Here is a 16,936-nt window from a genome sequence, read left to right on the forward strand (position 1 = left end):
GAGTTCGTCGATGAAGCGCATCAACTCGTCGGCGCTCGCGGTCTCCAGGGAGGACGCCTCGGACACGGGGCGCGCGTCCATCGCGGACAGCCGGTCCAGGAGCGCGCCGAGCCGGGCGGCCAGGGCCGTGCGGTCGGCCGGGCTGGTGAACACGGACAGCGCCGTCTTCTCCACCCGGGCGAAGTCGTCCAGCACGGAGCCGGTGCCGGCCGGTGCATCGGCCACGGTGATCTCGCCGCGCAGGTGCTCGGCGAGCGCCGACGGGGTCGGGTGGTCGAAGACCAGCGTGGCCGACAGGCGGACGCCGGTGGCCTCGGAGAGCCGGTTGCGCAGTTCGACGGACATCAGCGAGTCGAAACCCAGGTCCTTCAGCGCCCGGTCCGGGGCGATGTCGTCGGCCTCGCCGTGGCCGAGGACCCCGCCGACGGTGGCCCGCACCAGGTCGAGCAGGACCGCGCCGCGGTCGGCCTCGGGCAGTGCGGCCAGCCGCTGGGCCAGGCTTTCGCCGCCGGCGGGGGCCGCGGACCGCTGCGGTGCCTTGGGGGCGAACCGGGACAGCAACGGGCTGGGCCGGGAGGCGGTGAACGCGGGCAGGAACCGCGACCAGACGACGTCGGCGACCACCAGGTCGGTGCCGGCGGTGACGGCCTCGTCGAGGGCGTCGAGCGCGGCGTCCACGGCCAGCGGGACCAGTCCGCGGCGGCGCAACTCGCGTTCCACGCCGGGCTGTTCGACCATACCGCCGCCCGACCAGGGGCCCCAGGCGACGGAGACCGCCGGCCGGCCGGCGGCCCGGCGGCGGCGGGCCAGGGCGTCCAGGGCGGCGTTGCCCGCCGCGTAGCCGGCCTGGCCCGCGGCGCCCCAGATGCCGGAGATGGAGGAGAACAGCACGAACGCACGCAGGTCCGGGAGGAGTTCGTCCAGGACGAGGGCGCCGTCGACCTTGCCGGCCATCTCCTCGGCGAGCTGCCCCGGGTCGCTCTGCGCGAGGGGTACGTCGCGCACGACTCCGGCGGTGTGCACCACGGCGTCGACGACGGTGCCCTGGGCGCGCAGGTCGGCCAGGAGCGCGGCCATCGCGGCACGGTCCGCGACGTCGGCGGCCAGCACCCGGACCTCCGTGCCGGTGGCGGCGAGTTCGGCGGTGAGCTCGGCCGCGCCGACCGCGTCGGGGCCGCGGCGGGAGAGCAGGAGCAGCGAGCAGTCGCCGCGGGCGGCGAGCCGGCGGGCCACGTGGCCGCCCAGGGCACCGGTGCCGCCGGTGATCAGCACGGTGCCGGTCAGCGGTGTGGCGGTGTCCGAGGTGGGGGCGTCCGGCGTCGGTAGGGGTGCCGGCACGGACTGCGCCGGTGCGACCCGGCGGGCCCACACCCCCGCGTCACGGACGGCGAGTTGGTCCTCGGTGCCGTCCCCGGCGAGCACGGCGGCCAACAGGTTGCGGGCGGGGGCGTCGAGCCGGGCGGGCAGGTCCACCAGGCCGCCCCAGCTCCCCGGCGTCTCCAGTGCGGCGACGCGGCCCAGGCCCCAGGCCGCGGCGGCGCCCGGGTCCGCTTCCGGATCGTCGGTGCCGACCGCGACGGCGCCGCTGGTCAGGCACCACACCGGCGCCTGGATGCCGCGCTGCCGCAACAGGGCCAGGGTCTCCAGCAGTTCCTCGGCGCCGGTCGCCGTGCACAGCACGCCGTCCGGTGCGCCGGCCGTCTCCGGTTCGGTGGTGCTGCGCTCGAAGAGTCCGGACAGGTGTCCGGTGCCGAGCAGCAGCCAGCGTCCGGGTACCGCGACCACCTCTGCCGGGTCGGGCAGCCGCTCCCAGGTGACGGCGTAGCGGCCGGTCCGGTCGGCGGCCACCGCGTCGAGCTGGGCCCGGTCCACGGGGCGCAGTACGAGCGCGTCCACCGCGATCGCGGGGGTGCCGGAGGCGTCGGTGGCGTGCACGGCGACGGACTCCTCGCCGGCCCGCAGCCGCACCCGGAGCCGCCGGGCGTCGGGGGACAGCGGCCGCACGCCGGAGAAGGAGAACGGCAGCCGCACCTCGTCGGCCTCGTAGCCGCGGCCCGTCAGCGGCAGGGCGTGCAACGCGGCGTCCAGCAGGGCGGGGTGCAGGCCGAAGCCGGTGGGCTGGCCTTCGGGCAGGGCGATCTCGGCGAACACCTCGTCGCCGCGCTCCCAGACGCCGCGGACGCCCTGGAAGGCGGGGCCGTACTCGTAACCGCGCTCGGCCAGGTCGGGGTAGAGGGTGCCCGCCGGTACCGGGACCGCGCCGGCCGGTGGCCACTGTGCGCCCGTCCAGTCGGCGGTGAACGCGTCGTCGTCCGTAGCGCGGGGGCCGACGCTGCCGGAGCCGTGCAGGACCCACTCGCCGTCGGCGCCGCGGGAGCGGATGTGCAGCTCCCGTTCACCGCCGCCGTCCGCGGCCACCCACACCTGCACGTCCCTCGGCCGGCCGCCGGGGAAGACCAGGGGTGCCTGGAGCACCAGTTCCGTGACGCCCCCGGCTCCGGCCGCGCGGGCGGCCTCGGTGGCCAGCTCGACGAATCCGGTGCCGGGCAGCAGCACGGTGCCCATGACGGCGTGGTCGCGCAGCCACGGGTCGCTGCCCGGGGCCAGCCGTCCGGTGAGCAACAGGCCGCCGTCTCCCGGCAGTTCGCTGCGGGACGAGAGCATCGGGTGCGGCAGCCGGTCGGCGCCCGGCGCGTCGCCGGTGGCGGTGGGGGCGGCGAGCCAGTAGGAGGAGCGTTGGAAGGGATAGGTGGGCAGGTCGGCGGTGGGCCGGACGGGCAGGACCGGGGACCAGTCCACCGGGGCGCCGTGGGCGTGTGCCCGGGCGACGGCGGTGAGCCAGGTGACGTCCTCCGCCCGGTCCCGGCGGGCGCTGGGCAGTGCGGTGCGGCCGTCCAGGTGCGGCAGCAGGGCGGCGTCCGGCCCGATCTCCACGGTCAGGTCCGCTGCGGGCAGCCGCTCGACGGCGTCGGCGAACCGTACGGTGGCGCAGACGTGCCGGGCCCAGTAGGCAGGGGTGTCCACCGGGTGGGAGGTGCCGGCGGCGGGGACCAACGGCACGGTGGGCGGGCGGAATTCGAGCGTTTCCAGCAGGGCGGTGAACTCCTCCAGCATGGGTTCCATCAGCGGGGAGTGGAAGGCGTGGCTGACCCGCAGTCGGGTGGTGCGCCGGCCCTGGTCGCGCCAGTGGTCGACCACGGCGGCCACGTCCGCCTCGGGGCCGGAAACCACCAGCGCGCGGGGCCCGTTGACGGCCGCGAGTGCCGTGCCGGCCGGAAGTGTGGGGGCGACTTCGTCCTCGGTGGCGGCGAGGGCGGCCATCGCACCGCCCGCCGGCAGCGCCTGCATCAACCGGCCCCGGGTGACGACCAGGCGGGCGGCATGCTCCAGGCTGAGGACACCGGCCACCACGGCCGCGGCGATCTCACCGACCGAGTGCCCCGCNACNGCNTCGAAGNNNACNCCGNNNGNCTNCCANAGCCGNNACAGNGCNANCTGGTNGGCGAAGAGCGCCGGCTGNGCGTACTCCGTGCGCTCCAGCACCTCCGCCGGCTCGTCCCACATCACCTCGCGCAGCGACCGACCCAGCAACGGGTCGACCACCGCACACACTTCTTCCAGGGCCCCGGCGAACACCGGGAAACGCCCGGCCAGTTCACGCCCCATCCCCGGGCGCTGCGAACCCTGGCCGGAGAAGACCGCGGTCACGCGGCCGGTGCCGTCGGCCGTCACCGAGGGTTCGCGCAGCGCGTCCGCCAGTTCCGCGCGGTCTCCGGCGACCCCGGTGCGGAAGGCGAAGTGCGCGCGCCCGCGGGCGAGGGTCGAGGCCACGTCGGCGAGGGGCACCTCGGGGTGCTCGGTCAGGAAGGTGCGCAGCGCCGCGGCCTGGTCCCGTACGGCCTGCTCGGACCGGCCCGAGAGGACGAGCGGCACCGGGCCGTCCGCGAACGCGGTGTCGGCGGCGGGCTCCGGGGCCGGTGCCTCCTCCACGATCACATGCGCGTTGGTTCCGCTGATGCCGAAGGAGGAGATGCCCGCACGGCGCGGTCGGCCCTCGGTCGTCCAGGCGCGTTCGCGGTCCAGCAGCGCCACCGTGCCGGTGCTCCAGTCCACCTCGCCCGTCGGCCGGTCGGCATACAGGCTGCGCGGCAGCACGCCGTGCCGCAGCGCCATCACCATCTTGATGACGCCGCCCACCCCGGCCGCCGCCTGGGCATGGCCGATGTTGGACTTCAACGAGCCCAGGTACAGGGGGCGTTGCGGGTCGCGTTCCAGGCCGTAGGTGCCGAGCAGCGCCTGCGCCTCGATCGGGTCGCCCAGCCGGGTCCCGGTACCGTGCGCCTCCACCGCGTCCACGTCGTGCGCCGACAGGCCGGCCGCCGCGAGCGCCTGACGGATCACTCGCTGCTGGGAGGGGCCCGTGGATGTCGACCGCGTCGAAGACCACGCCGAAGGACTCCCACAGCCGCGACAGCGCCACCTGGTAGGCGAAGAGCGCCGGCTGTGCGTATTCGGTGCGCTCCAGCACCTCCGCCGGCTCGTCCCACATCACCTCGCGCAGCGACCGACCCAGCAACGGGTCCACCACCGCACACACCTCGTCCAGCGCGCCGGCGAACACCGGGAAGCGGGCGGCCAGTTCACGCCCCATCCCCGGGCGCTGCGAACCCTGTCCGGAGAAGACCGCGGCCGTGCGCCCCTCCCCCGCCGTCACCGGCACCACATCCGACAGGGCGTCCAGCGCCCCCGCGCGGTCCGACGCCGGCACCACGGCCCGCACCTCGAACGACGAGCGCGCCGACACCAGCGACCACGCCACGTCCGGCAACGGGATCTCGGCGCGCTCCCGCAGCAGGGTGGCGAGCGCCGCGGCCTGGTCCCGTACGGCCTGCTCGGAGCGGCCAGAGAGCACCAACGGCAGCGGGCCGTCCGCCGCGGGGGCCTGGGCCGTGGGCTCGGCGGCCGGTGCCTCCTCCACGATGATGTGCGCGTTGGTGCCGCTGATGCCGAAGGAGGAGATGCCCGCACGCCGCGGGCGTCCCTCGGCCTCCCACGGGCGGGCGGACGACAGCAGCCGGACCTCGCCGCGGCCCCAGTCCACGGCGTGGGTCGGGGTGTCGGCGTGCAGGGTGGGCGGGAGGACGCCGTGCCGCATGGCCTGCACCATCTTGATGATGCCGACGACTCCGGCGGCCGACTGGGTGTGACCGATGTTGGACTTCAGCGAGCCCAGCCACAGCGGCCGCTCGGGGTCCCGGTCGCCGCCGTAGGTCGCCAGCAGCGCCTGGGCCTCGATCGGGTCGCCGAGCTGGGTACCGGTGCCGTGCGCCTCGACCGCGTCCACGTCCGCCGGCCCGATGCCGGCGCTGGTCAGCGCGTCGAGGATGACCCGTTGCTGCGAGGGGCCGTTGGGCGCGGTGAGCCCGTTGGACGCGCCGTCCTGATTGACCGCGGAGCCGCGTACCACCGCCAGCACCCGGTGCCCCTTGCGGCGGGCGTCGGAGAGCCGCTCCACCACGAGCATGCCGACGCCCTCGGACCAGCCGGTGCCGTCGGCGTCGGCGGAGAAGGACTTGCAGCGGCCGTCGCGGGCCAGGCCGCCCTGGCGGCTGAACTCCACGAAGACGCTGGGGGCGGCCATGACGGTCGCGCCGCCGGCGAGTGCCAGGTCGCACTCGCCGCGGCGCAGCGCCTGGCAGGCCAGGTGCAGCGAGACCAGGGACGAGGAGCAGGCCGTGTCGATGGTCAGCGCGGCGCCCTCCAGACCGAGGGTGTAGGCGAGGCGGCCGGACAGCAGCGAGGTGGAGACGCCGGTGATGCCGTATCCCTCGACGCCGACGCCGCCGCTGTGGACGTCGAAGCCGTAGCCCTGGGTGGCGGCTCCCACCCAGACCGAGGTGCGGCTGCCGCGGAGGGTGCCGGGGACGATCCCGGCGTCCTCCAGCGCCTCCCAGGTGGTCTCCAGCAGCAGCCGCTGCTGCGGGTCCATGCCCAGGGCCTCGCGCGGCGAGATGCCGAAGAACGCGGCGTCGAAGCGGCCCGCGCCGTAGAGGAAGCCGCCCTCGCGGGTGTACGTGGTGCCGGGCCGGTCGCCGCTGGGGTCGTAGAGGCGCTCGGTGTCCCAGCCCCGGTCCGTGGGGAATCCGGAGATGGCGTCGGTGCCCGAGGAGACCAGCTCCCACAGCTGGTCGGGGTTGCCGACGCCGCCGGGCGCCCGGACGCCGGCGCCGACGATGGCGATCGGTTCGCTCTGGCGGGCCTCGTGGTCGTCGAGGCGCTTGGTGGCCTGCCGGAGTTCGGTGGTGAGTTGCTTGATGAAGTGCCGCATCCGGTTCTCGGCGGAGGCGTTGGTGTCTGGGGACATGGCAGGGGCCTTTCGGGGCGGACCGGGTCAGGAGATGCCGAACTCGCGGCCGAGGGCGTCGAGGAGTTCGTCGTCGGAGGCGGTGTCGATGTCCGCGGTGTCCTCGAACGCCGTCCCCGGCTCCGGTGCGGCGGGCTGTCCGGTCTGCTTCCAGCGGGTCAGGATGCTGGTGAGGCGCATGGTGATGCGGGAGCGGGCGACCGAGTCGGCGTCCAGCCCTTCCAGTGCGCTTTCCAGCCGGTCGATCGCGGTGTCGGCGCCGTCCTCGGCGGGGCCGTCGGCGGCCCGCAGCTCGTCGAGCAGGAACGCGGCGGTCGCGGCCGGTGAGGGGTGGTCGAACGCCAGCGTCACGGGGGTGGTCAGGCCCGTCCTGGCGTCCAGGCGTTTGCGCAGGCCGACCGAGGCCAGGGAGTCGAAGCCCAGGTCGCGGAAGGAGCGGTCGGTCTCCAGTCGTCGGGCGTCGGACAGGCCGAGTTCGGCGGCGGCCTCGGTGCGCACCAGGTCCAGCAGCGCGTCCTTGCGGTCGTCGGGGGCGAGGGCGCGGAGCCGGGTGCGGAAGTCCTCCGCGGCGGTCGGGTCGGCGGCCCGCCCCGCCGCGCGGAGTGCCCGGACCGGTTCCAGGTCCTCGATCAGCGGCCGGGGGCGGGCGGCGGTGTAACCGGCGGCGAAGGGTTCCCAGTCGACGTCGGCGACGGTCACGGTGTCCGGTCCGGCGTCCAGGGTGCGCTGGAGGGCGGCGATGGCGCGCTCCGGCGGGATGGCGCCCAGTCCGACGCGGCGCAGGGCCTCGGCCGTCGCGGCGTCGACCATGCCCGCGTCGGCCCAGATGCCCCAGGCGATCGAGGTGCCGGCGGCGCCCCGGGCGCGGCGCCGCTCTACGAGGGCGTCGAGGTAGGCGTTGCCCGCGGCGTAGGCGCCGCTGCGGGCGCTGCCCCAGATCGCGGAGATGGAGGAGAACACCACGAAGGCGTCGAGGTCGGTGTCGTGGAGCAGCTCGTCGAGGACCTCGGCGCCGGCGGTCTTGGCGGCGGTGACGCCCCGGAACTCCTGCGCGGTGATGTCCGCCAGCGCGGTGTTCTGGGCGATGCCGGCGGCGTGGAAGACCGAGCGGACCGGTTCGCCCTCGGCGGCGAGCGTGTCCAGCACCCGGGACATCTCGTCCCGGTCGGCGACGTCGGCGGCCAAGACCCGCACGGTGGTGCCCGCGGCGCGCAGTTCGGCCGCCAGTTCCCCGGCGCCGGGCGCCTCGGGGCCGCGCCGGGACAGCAGCACCAGCGAGCAGTTGCCGTGCCGGGCCAGCCAGCGGGCCAGGTGGCCGCCGATCGCCCCGGTGCCGCCGGTGATCAGCACGGTGCCGGAGGGCCGCCAACTGCCGGGCGCGGGGCGCGTGGTGGCGGTGTCGAGGCGGCGGACGTGCAGGCCGTCGGAGCGTACGGCCAGTTGGTCCTCGGGGCCGGGTGTGCCCAGGAGCGCGGTGAGCGCGGCGTCCGTGTCGGCGCCGGGGTCACCGGCGGGCAGGTCCACCAGGCCGCCCCATGCCCCGGGCCGTTCCAGGCTGATCACCCGCCCCAGGCCCCACAGGGCCGCACCGGCGGGGTCGGGGGCCGGGTCCGCGGCGGACGCGGCCACCGCGCCGCGGGTGAGGCACCACAGGGGGGCCTCGATCCGGGTGTCGCCGAGTGCCTGGGCCAGGGTGAGCAGCGCTCCGGCGTCGTGCCCGGCGTACAGCACCCCGTCGAACGGGCCTTGCAGTCCGGCTAGTTGTCCACTGAGTGCGGCGCGGTCGCCGGGGTCGGCGGGCAGCCGAACGGTCTCGGCGGCCTGGTCGAAGAGTTCCGCGGCGGGCAGGAGGAGGGCGTCTCCGGCCAGCAGCCAGCGGCCCGGTATCCGCGCGGCGGCGGCCTGGGGGAGGTCGGTGGTGCGCCAGGTGACGCGGTAGCGCAGGCCGTCCAGGTCGGAGTGGAGCTGCCGCTCGCGCCGCCAGCGGGCGAGCGCGGGCACCACCTGCGGCAGGCCGTCCGCGGTGCCGAGGTCGGCGGCGAGCCGGTCCAGGTCCTCGCGTTCCACAGCCTCCCAGAACCGGGCGTCGGCGTCGGACGTCCCGGCGGCGGACGGCACGAGCCAGTAGTGCTCGCGCTGGAAGGCGTGGGTGGGCAGGGTGACCTGCGCGCCGCGGGGCAGGACGCGGGTCAGGTCCGCGGGCAGGCCCCGCACGTGGCTCTCCAGGAGGGACAGCAGCAGGCGGTCGGCGCCGCCGGAGTCGCGGCGCAGTGAGCCGAGCACGACGCCCTCGTGGCCGCCGGCCTCCAGGGTCTGCTGCACACCCACGGCCAGCAGCGGGTGGGTGCTGGCCTCGACGAAGAAGCCGAACCCGTCGGCGGCCATGGCCTCGATCGCCTGCTGGAAGCGCACCGTCTCGCGCAGGTTGCGGTACCAGTACGCGGCGTCGAGTTCCCGGCCCGCCGTCCGGGCGCCGGTCACGGTGGAGTACAACGGCACGTCGGTGTCGAGGGGTTGGACGTCGGCCAGGGCCACGAGGAGGTCGGCGCGGACCGACTCGACCTCGGGCGAGTGCGAGGCGTAGTCGACGTCGATCCACCAGGCCCACACGCCGTCGGCCAGGCACTGCTTGGCGAAGGCCCGCAGCGCGTCCCGCTCGCCGGAGACGACCACCGAGTCGGGGCCGTTGACCGCCGCGATGGAGAGGGCGTCCGCCCAGGGGGCGAGGGTCTCGGCGACGCGCGGTGCCGACAGGCCGACGGACAGGGCCCGGCCGCGCCCGGACAGCCCGGCCAGCAGCCGGGAGCGGGCCACCACGACCCGGGCGGCGTCCTTCAGGGACAGCGCGCCGGTGACGCAGGCCGCGGCGACCTCGCCCTGTGAGTGCCCGACGACCCCGTGCACCGGCACGCCGAAGGACTGCCAGACCCGGGCCAGCGAGACCATCACCGCGAACAGGGCGGGCTGGACGACCTCGACCCGTTCGAGAAGTTCCTCGTCCTCGCCGGTGACGGCGTCGATGAGCGACCAGTCGACGAGCGGGTCCAGGGCGGCGGCGCACTCGCGCAGCGCGTCGGCGAAGACCGGGACGCCGGCGTACAGGTCACGGGCCATGCCGACCCACTGCGCGCCCTGGCCGGGGAACATCAGCGCCACCCGGCCGTCGGTGGCGGTGCCGCGGGCCACGCCGCGCGGCAGGCTCCGGTCGCCGGTCAGCGCCTCCAGGCCGGCCAGCAGGGTCGCGCGGTCGGCGGCCAGCACCGCCGAGCGGTGGTGGAACGTCGAGCGGGTGGTGGCCAGCGACCAGGCGAGGTCGCCGAGCGGGACGTCGGGGTGAGCCAGCAGGTGGTCGCGGAGGCGGGCGGCCTGGTCCCGCAGGGCGGCGGGGGACTTGGCCGACAGGACGACGGGGGACGGGCCGTCAAGGCCCGCTGCGGGAGCCTCGGTTGGGGCCGGGTCGGCCGACTGGGCGCGGGCGTCGTGCTCCAGGACGACGTGGGCGTTGGTGCCGCTCATGCCGAACGCGGAGACCGCGGCCCGGCGCGCGCGGTCCACCTCCGGCCAGGGCAGCGCCTCGGTGAGCAGTTCGACGTGCCCGGCCGACCAGTCCACCTCCGGCGTCGGCGCGCTGACGTGCAGGGTCTTGGGCATGACGCCGTGCTGGAGGGCCATGACGGTCTTGATGATGCCGGCGGCGCCGGCGGCGGCCTGAGTGTGGCCGATGTTGGACTTCAGCGAGCCGAGCCGCAGCGGGCGGGCGGGGTCGCGGTCCTGGCCGTACACCTCCAACAGGGTCTGGGCCTCGATCGGGTCGCCCAGGGGTGTCGCGGTGCCGTGCGCCTCGACCATGTCGACCTGGTCGGGGGTGACCCGGGCGGCGGCCAACGCGGCTTCGATGACCCGGCGTTGGGAGGGGCCGTTGGGGGCGGTGAGGCCGTTGGAGGCGCCGTCCTGGTTGAGGGCCGTGCCGCGGATCACGGCCAGCACCCGGCGGCCGTTGCGCCGGGCGTCCGACAGCTTCTCCAGGACCAGCATGCCGCAGCCCTCGGACCAGCTGGTGCCGTCCGCGTCGGCCGAGAAGGACTTGCAGCGGCCGTCGGGAGCCAGCGCGCGCTGCCGGCTGTACTCGCTGAACACCGTCGGGGTGGCGATCACCGCGACGCCGCCGGTCACCGCGAGCCCGCACTCGCCGCGGCGCAGCGCCTCGCAGGCCAGGTGGAGGGCGACCAGCGCCGAGGAGCAGGCGGTGTCCACCGTCATCGCCGGCCCCTCCAGGCCGAGCGTGTAGGCGACGCGGCCCGAGGCGATGCTGGGCGCGCTGCCGGTGACAAGGTGGCCCTCCACCTCGGGCGGTACGGACCCGCCCGCGCCGTAGTTGTGCGCCGACAGCCCGACGAACACCCCGGTGTCGGTGCCGCGCAGCGAGGCGGGGGCGATCCGGGCCCGCTCCAGCGCCTCCCAGCTGGTCTCCAGGAGCAGCCGTTGCTGCGGGTCCATGGCCAGCGCCTCGCGCGGGGAGATCCCGAAGAACCCGGCGTCGAACGCGGCGGCGTCCTTGAGGAAGCCGCTCTCGGTGACATAGCTCTTGCCGGGCCGGTCGGGGTCCGGGTCGTAGAGGTCCGCCAGCGGCCAGCCGCGGTCGTCGGGCAGCGGGCCGATCGCGTCGGTGCCGGTGGCGACCAGCTCCCACAGGTCCTCGGGCGAGCGGACGTCCCCGGGGAAGTGGCAGCCCATGCCGACGATGGCGACGGGCTCGGTGGCGCGGTCGCGTTCCTCCTGCAACCGCTGCCGGGTGCGGCGCAGATCGTGGGTGACGCGCTTGAGGTAGTCGCGGTACTTCTGTTCGTCGAAGCGGGCGTCGGTGGCGGGTTCGGGCACGGCGGGGTCTCCTCTGGCGGTACGGGCGGTGCGGGGCGGTTGCGGGGATCAGTCCAGGCCCAACTCCCGGTCCACCAGGGCGAAGAGGTCCTCGTCGGCCAAGTCGTCGTCGCTCACCTCGTCGGCCCCAGGCGCGCCGGCGGCCGGTGCCGGCGCGTCGTCCAGGCCGTCGGTCCACCGCCACAGCAGGGCGCGCAGCCGCTCGGTGACGTGCCGTCGTTCCTCGCCCTGCGGGTCCTGTTCGGCCAGCAGCCGCGCGAGGTGGTCGATGCCGGTGTCGAGCGGGGAGGCGGTCCGCTCGGGCGCCAGGCGTGCGGCGAGGTGCCGGGCGAGGGCGGTGGGCGAGGGGAAGTCGAAGACCAGGCCGGCGGGCAGGGTGAGGCCGGTGGCGGCGGTGAGCCGGCTGCGGAGTTCGACCGCGGTGAGCGAGTCGAAGCCGAGGTCGGTGAAGACCTGGTCGGCCTGGACCGCGGCGGCCGAGGAGTGGCCGAGGACCTCGGCGGCCTGCTGCCGCACCAGGGTCAGCAGCCGGCTCTCCCGGTCGGCCGGGGACAGGGCGGCCAGCTCGTCGCGCAGCGCGGTGTCCCGCCGGTCCGGTGTCGCGGCGGTACGGCCCGCCAACCGGTGCAGCAGGGGCGGCAGTTCCGGCGCACCGGCGCGCGAGCGCAGCACCCGCACGTCGAGGCGGGCCGGGAGCAGCACGGCGTCGCCGTCGCCCCCGGTGGCGGCGTCGAACAGGTCCAGGCCGAGCCGGGTGGGGAGTTGGCCGAGCCCGATCCGGCCCATCCGGCGCAGGTCGGTGCCGGTGACCGAGGCGGTCAGGCCGCTGGTCTGCTGCCACAGGCCCCAGGCCAGCGAGACGGCGGGCAGGCCGGCGGCCCTGCGGTGCTGGGCCAGGCCGTCGAGGAAGGCGTTGGCGGCGGCGTAGTTGCCCTGGCCCGGCGCGCCCAGGACGCCCGCGGCGGAGGAGAACATCACGAAACCGGCCAGGTCCAGGTCCGCGGTGGCGCGGTGCAGTGCCCAGGCGGCGTCGGCCTTGGGGCGCAGTACGTCGGAGAGGGCGCCCGGCCGGAGCGCCTCGATCACCGCGTCGTCGAGCACGCCCGCGGCGTGCACGACGGCGGTGAGCGGGTGTTCGGGGTCCACCGTGGCCAGCAGGTCGTCCACGGCGCCGGGGACGGTCAGGTCGCACGCCACCGCCCGTACGCCGGGGCCGAGTTCGGCGCAGAGTTCCGCCGCGCCCTCGGCGGCCGGGCCCTTCCGGCTGACGAGCAGCAGGTGCCGGAGGCCGCAGGCGGTGGCAAGGTGGTGGGCGATCAGCTTGCCCAGTCCACCGGTGCCACCGGTGACCAGGACGGTGCCCTCCGGGTCCCAGCCGGCGGCGGCCGGACCGCGGACGGGGAGGGCGTCGTCCTCTCCGGGCTCGCGCGGGGCGGGCGGCTCGGCCCGTACCAGGCGGGCGACGTGCGGGCGGCCCTCGCGGACGGCGTACTGGGCCTCACCGTCCGCCAGCGCGGCCGGGACGGCCAGGGTGGAGCGCGGACGGTCGTCCAGATCGACCAGCACGAAGCGGTCCGGGTGCTCGGACTGCGCGGAGCGCACCAGGCCCCACACCGCGGCCTGTACGGGGTCGACGGGGGCGCCGTCGCCGATGCTCACCGCTCCCCGGGTCAGGAAGACCAGGCGGCTGCCGGCCATGTGGTCGGCGGCCAGCCAGAGTTGGAGCGCCTCCAGTGCCCGGCCGAGCGCCCGGTGCACCGCCCGCGCCGGGTCGTCGCTCCCGTCGGCGGGCCACCACAGGGCCACGGTGTCCGGGGTGTGGGGGGTGTCCGGCGTCCCGTCCTCAGCGGTGAGAACCTCGGGCAGGGTGTCGCCGGTGGCGGTGACGGTGACCGCGCTCCACAGGTCGGCCGAGTGTCCGGGGTCGCCGACCACGGCCCATCGCTGCCCGGCGGGCTCGGTCCGTTCGCCGCAGGGGGCCCAGTCCAGCCGGAACAGGCTGTCGCGCACCTCCCGTTCGGCGACGGTCCCGGCGTCGGCCAACGGCCGGACGGTCAGGGCGCCGACGGTGGCCACCGGCAGGCCCTCGCCGTCGGCCAGGTCGAGCGCGGCGGGCTCCCCCGCGCCGCCGCGGACCCGGACTCGCAGCCGGGTGGCACCGCTCGTGTGCAGGCCGACGCCCTCCCACAGGAACGGCAGTACGGGGGTGGCCTCCGCGCCGCCGCGCAGCGCCAGGGTGTGCAGGGCGCTGTCGAACAGTGCCGGGTGCAGGCCGAACCGGCGGGCGGTGGCGTGGGCCTCCTCGGGCAGCGCCACCTCTGCGTACAGCTCGTCGTCGGTGGCCCAGGCCCGGGTCAGGCCGCGGAAGAGCGGTCCGTAGTCGAGCCCGGCCGCGGACAGCCGTGCGTAGAGCCCGGCGGTGTCCAGGGGCTCGGCGGCGGGCGGCGGCCAGGGCAGTGCGGCGGCCGGTTCCGGCCGGCCGGGGGCCAGGGTGCCGGAGGCGTGGCGGGTCCAGTCGGGGTCCGCCGTGGCGCGGGAGTGCACCGTGACGGCGCGGGCGCCGCCGGCGTCCGGGGCCTCGGCCTCGACGCGCAGGAGGCGTGCCTCGCCGGTCTCCAGGACCAGCGGGGTTTCCAGGGCGAGTTGTTCCACCTGGTCGCAGCCGGCGGCGCGGGCCAGGTGGAGGGCCAGTTCCACGAGGGCGGTACCGGGGACGAAGACGCGGCCGTCGACGACGTGTTGGGCGAGCCAGGGCTGCGCGGACAGCGCCAGCCGCCCGGAGGCGGACAGCGCGTCGCCGTCCACGCTGCCGATCAGCGCGCCGAGCAGCGGGTGTCCGGCCTCCTCCAGGCCGGCCGCCGTCACGTCGGCCGTGGACTCCCCGTCGGGCCAGAAGCGGGTGTGCCGGAACGGGTAGCCGGGCAGCGGCACCGGGGTGGCGGCCACGCCGTCGTAGGTGCGTGCCCAGTCCACCGGTACGCCGCGCAGCCACAGGTCCGCCAGGGCCGACAGCAGCTCCCGGCGGTCGCCGGGGGCGGCCGGTCCGGAGCCCGCCTGCACGGTGATGCGGGGTGCCGTGGCGGCGGGCGGTGCGGCGGCCGGCAGCGGTTCCCGGCCCACCGCCTGTGCCAGCGTCGGGCCGCCGTTGAGATAGGCGGCGATGCGCGCGCCGTCGCCGTCCCCGGTGCACCACACCGGGTCCACGCCGTGCGTCCGCCACATGCGCGCGGCGGCGAGCAGACCGGTCAGGGCCGTCAGCCGCCCGTCCTCGTCCTTCTCTTGCTCTGACTCTTGCTCTGGCTCTTGCGGGGCGGCCAGCGGGTCCTGGCCGGTGGCTGCCGTCATCTCGGTGCGCGCCTGCTCCAGCGCGGCGGCGTACGCCGGGAGGGCGGCGGCCCAGGCCCGGACCCGTGCGGGTGTGCCGGGGGCGGGCTCGGGCAGGTGCAGGACGACCTCGGGACGCTGGTCGGCCTCCGCGGACGGCGGCGCGTCCAGCAACGCCTCGGCCATCGGGCCGGTTTCGTCGCCGATGACGACGGCGCGGTGCGCGAAGCGGCCGGCGCGGCCGGCGAGGGCGAGGCCGATGTCGGCCGCCGGTCCGGCGGTCCGGGCGACCGCGGCGCAGCGGGCCGCCAACGCCTCGCGGGTGCGGGCCGACACCACCCAGGCGACCGGGGTGGCCGACGCGCGTGCGGGCGCCGCGGGCCGCTCCTCGGGGGGTGCCTCCTCCAGGATGACGTGGGCGTTGGTGCCGCTGATGCCGAAGGAGGAGACGCCGGCCCGGCGCGTGCGGTCCCCGGCGGGCCACGCGCGCTCCTCGGTCAGCAGCCGTACGTCGCCACTGCTCCAGTCGACGTGCGGGCTCGGCCGGTCCACGTGCAGGGTGCGCGGCAGTAGGCCGTTGCGCAGCGCCAGCACCATCTTGATGATGCCGGCGGCGCCGGCCGCGGCCTGGGTGTGGCCGAGGTTGGACTTCAGCGAGCCGAGCCACAGCGGGTCGTGGCCGGCCCGTTCCCGGCCATAGGTGGCCAGGAGAGCCTGCGCCTCCACGGGGTCGCCGAGCCGGGTGCCGGTGCCGTGCGCCTCGACCGCGTCGACCTGCGCCGGGGAGAGCCCGGCGGCGGCGAGCGCCTGCCGGATCACCCGTTGCTGAGCGGGGCCGTTGGGTGCGGTCAGCCCGTTGGACGCGCCGTCGGAGTTGACGGCGGAGCCACGTACCACGGCGAGCACCCGGTGGCCGTTGCGGCGGGCGTCCGAGAGCCGCTCCAGGGCGAGGAGTCCGGCACCCTCGGCCCAGCCCGTGCCGTCGGCGGCCTCCGCGAAGGGCTTGCAGCGCCCGTCCGGGGCGAGGCCGCGCTGCCGGGAGAACTCGATGAACATCAGCGGACTGGCGATCACCGTGGCGCCGCCGGCCAGGGCCAGGTCGCACTCCCCGGCCCGCAGCGCGCGGCAGGCGAGGTGCAGGGCGACCAGCGACGAGGAGCACGCGGTGTCGACGGTGAGGGAGGGTCCCTCCAGGCCGAAGGTGTAGGCGATCCGGCCGGCGGCCACCGACATCGCGTTGCCGGTGGCGAGGTGGCCGCGGGTCTCCCCCGCGGACCGCGCCGCCGCGGTCAGGTAGTCCTGTGCGCCGGCGCCGACGAAGACGCCGGTGCGGGTGCCGCGCAGCGCGGCCGGGTCGGTGCCCAGCGCCTCGAACAGATCCCAGGAGGTCTCCAGCAGCAGCCGCTGCTGCGGGTCCATGGCCAGCGCCTCGCGCGGGGACAGGCCGAAGAACTCCGCGTCGAACCCGGGGGCGTCGGCCAGGAAGCCGCCGTTGCGCACGTAGCAGGTGTCCGGTCGTTCCGGGTCGGGGTCGTAGACAGCCGCAAGGTCCCACCCGCGGTCCGAGGGGAAGTCGCCGATCACGTCACGGCCCTGGCTCAGGACGTCCCACAGTTGCTCGGGGGTGTCCACCCCGCCGGGGAAGCGGCAGCTCATGGCGGTGATGGCGATCGGTTCCGCCGCGGCGTCCTCGGCCGTGCGCAGGCGTTCCCGGGTCTCGTGCAGTTCGGTGCTGACCTTGCGCAGGTAGCCGAGCAGTTCGCGTTCGCTGGTCATAGTCAGTTCACCTCGTGGGGCGCGGTGATGCCCAGTTGGCCGGTGATGAAGTCGATGACGTCACCGGCGGTGGAGTCGTCGTCCAGGACGGCCGGAGCGTCGTCGTCGGGTCGTGCGGCGCTGTCCCAGCTCCGTCCCAGCTCGCGCAGTCGGGCCGTGACGACGCCGCGCCCGGCGTGGTCGAGGTCGGCGGTGCCGAGCAGTGCGTCGAGCCGGTCGAGCTGGGCGAGCACCGTCTCGGGCCCGGTGGCGATCTCGCGCAGCATCGCGGTGCGCAGGAAGGCGGCCAGGGCCTCGGGGGTGGGGTGGTCGAAGACGAGGGTGGCGGGCAGTTCGACGCCGGTGGCGCGGTCGAGCCGGTTGCGCAGTTCGACGGCGGTGAGGGAGTCGAAGCCGAGGGCCTGGAACGTGCGGTCGGGCGCCAGCTGCCGGTCGGCGCCGTGCCCCAGGGTGGCGGCGACCTCGGTGCGCAGGGTCTCCAGCAGTACGGTCCGCTGCTCGTCCGGGCTCCGGCCGACCAGGCGCTCGACGAGGGTGCCCTCGGCGGTGTCGGGGCCGGTCCCGGTGGTGAGTTCGGCCAGTTGCGGGCTGGGG

The 16,936-nt window shown here is 76.1% G+C and carries 3 protein-coding genes and 2 pseudogenes; all 5 read right to left on the reverse strand.

Annotation, left to right across the window (positions count from 1 at the left end; genetic code table 11):
- Positions 1-4,401 (reverse strand): type I polyketide synthase (locus B073_RS42195; RefSeq protein WP_158690306.1); only part of this gene is annotated, 4,401 nt, incomplete at its 3' end.
- 1 nt (position 4,402) lies between these two features.
- Positions 4,403-6,364: pseudogene (locus B073_RS42200) on the reverse strand (type I polyketide synthase); the annotation flags it as partial.
- Positions 6,365-6,391: 27 nt separating this feature from the next.
- The gene (locus tag B073_RS42205) at positions 6,392-11,242 is read right to left on the reverse strand and encodes a type I polyketide synthase (RefSeq protein WP_018542793.1); all 4,851 of its coding nucleotides are present in this window, start codon (positions 11,240-11,242) and stop codon (positions 6,392-6,394) included.
- Positions 11,243-11,290: 48 nt separating this feature from the next.
- Positions 11,291-16,324, reverse strand: a complete 5,034-nt coding sequence (locus B073_RS49150) for an SDR family NAD(P)-dependent oxidoreductase (RefSeq protein ID WP_026248025.1) — start codon at positions 16,322-16,324, stop codon at positions 11,291-11,293.
- A 281-nt stretch (positions 16,325-16,605) separates the two neighbouring features.
- Positions 16,606-16,800: pseudogene (locus B073_RS49480) on the reverse strand (acyl carrier protein); the annotation flags it as partial.
- Positions 16,801-16,936 lie beyond the last annotated feature (136 nt).

Source organism: Streptomyces sp. MspMP-M5, from assembly GCF_000373585.1.
Lineage (GTDB): Bacteria > Actinomycetota > Actinomycetes > Streptomycetales > Streptomycetaceae > Streptomyces.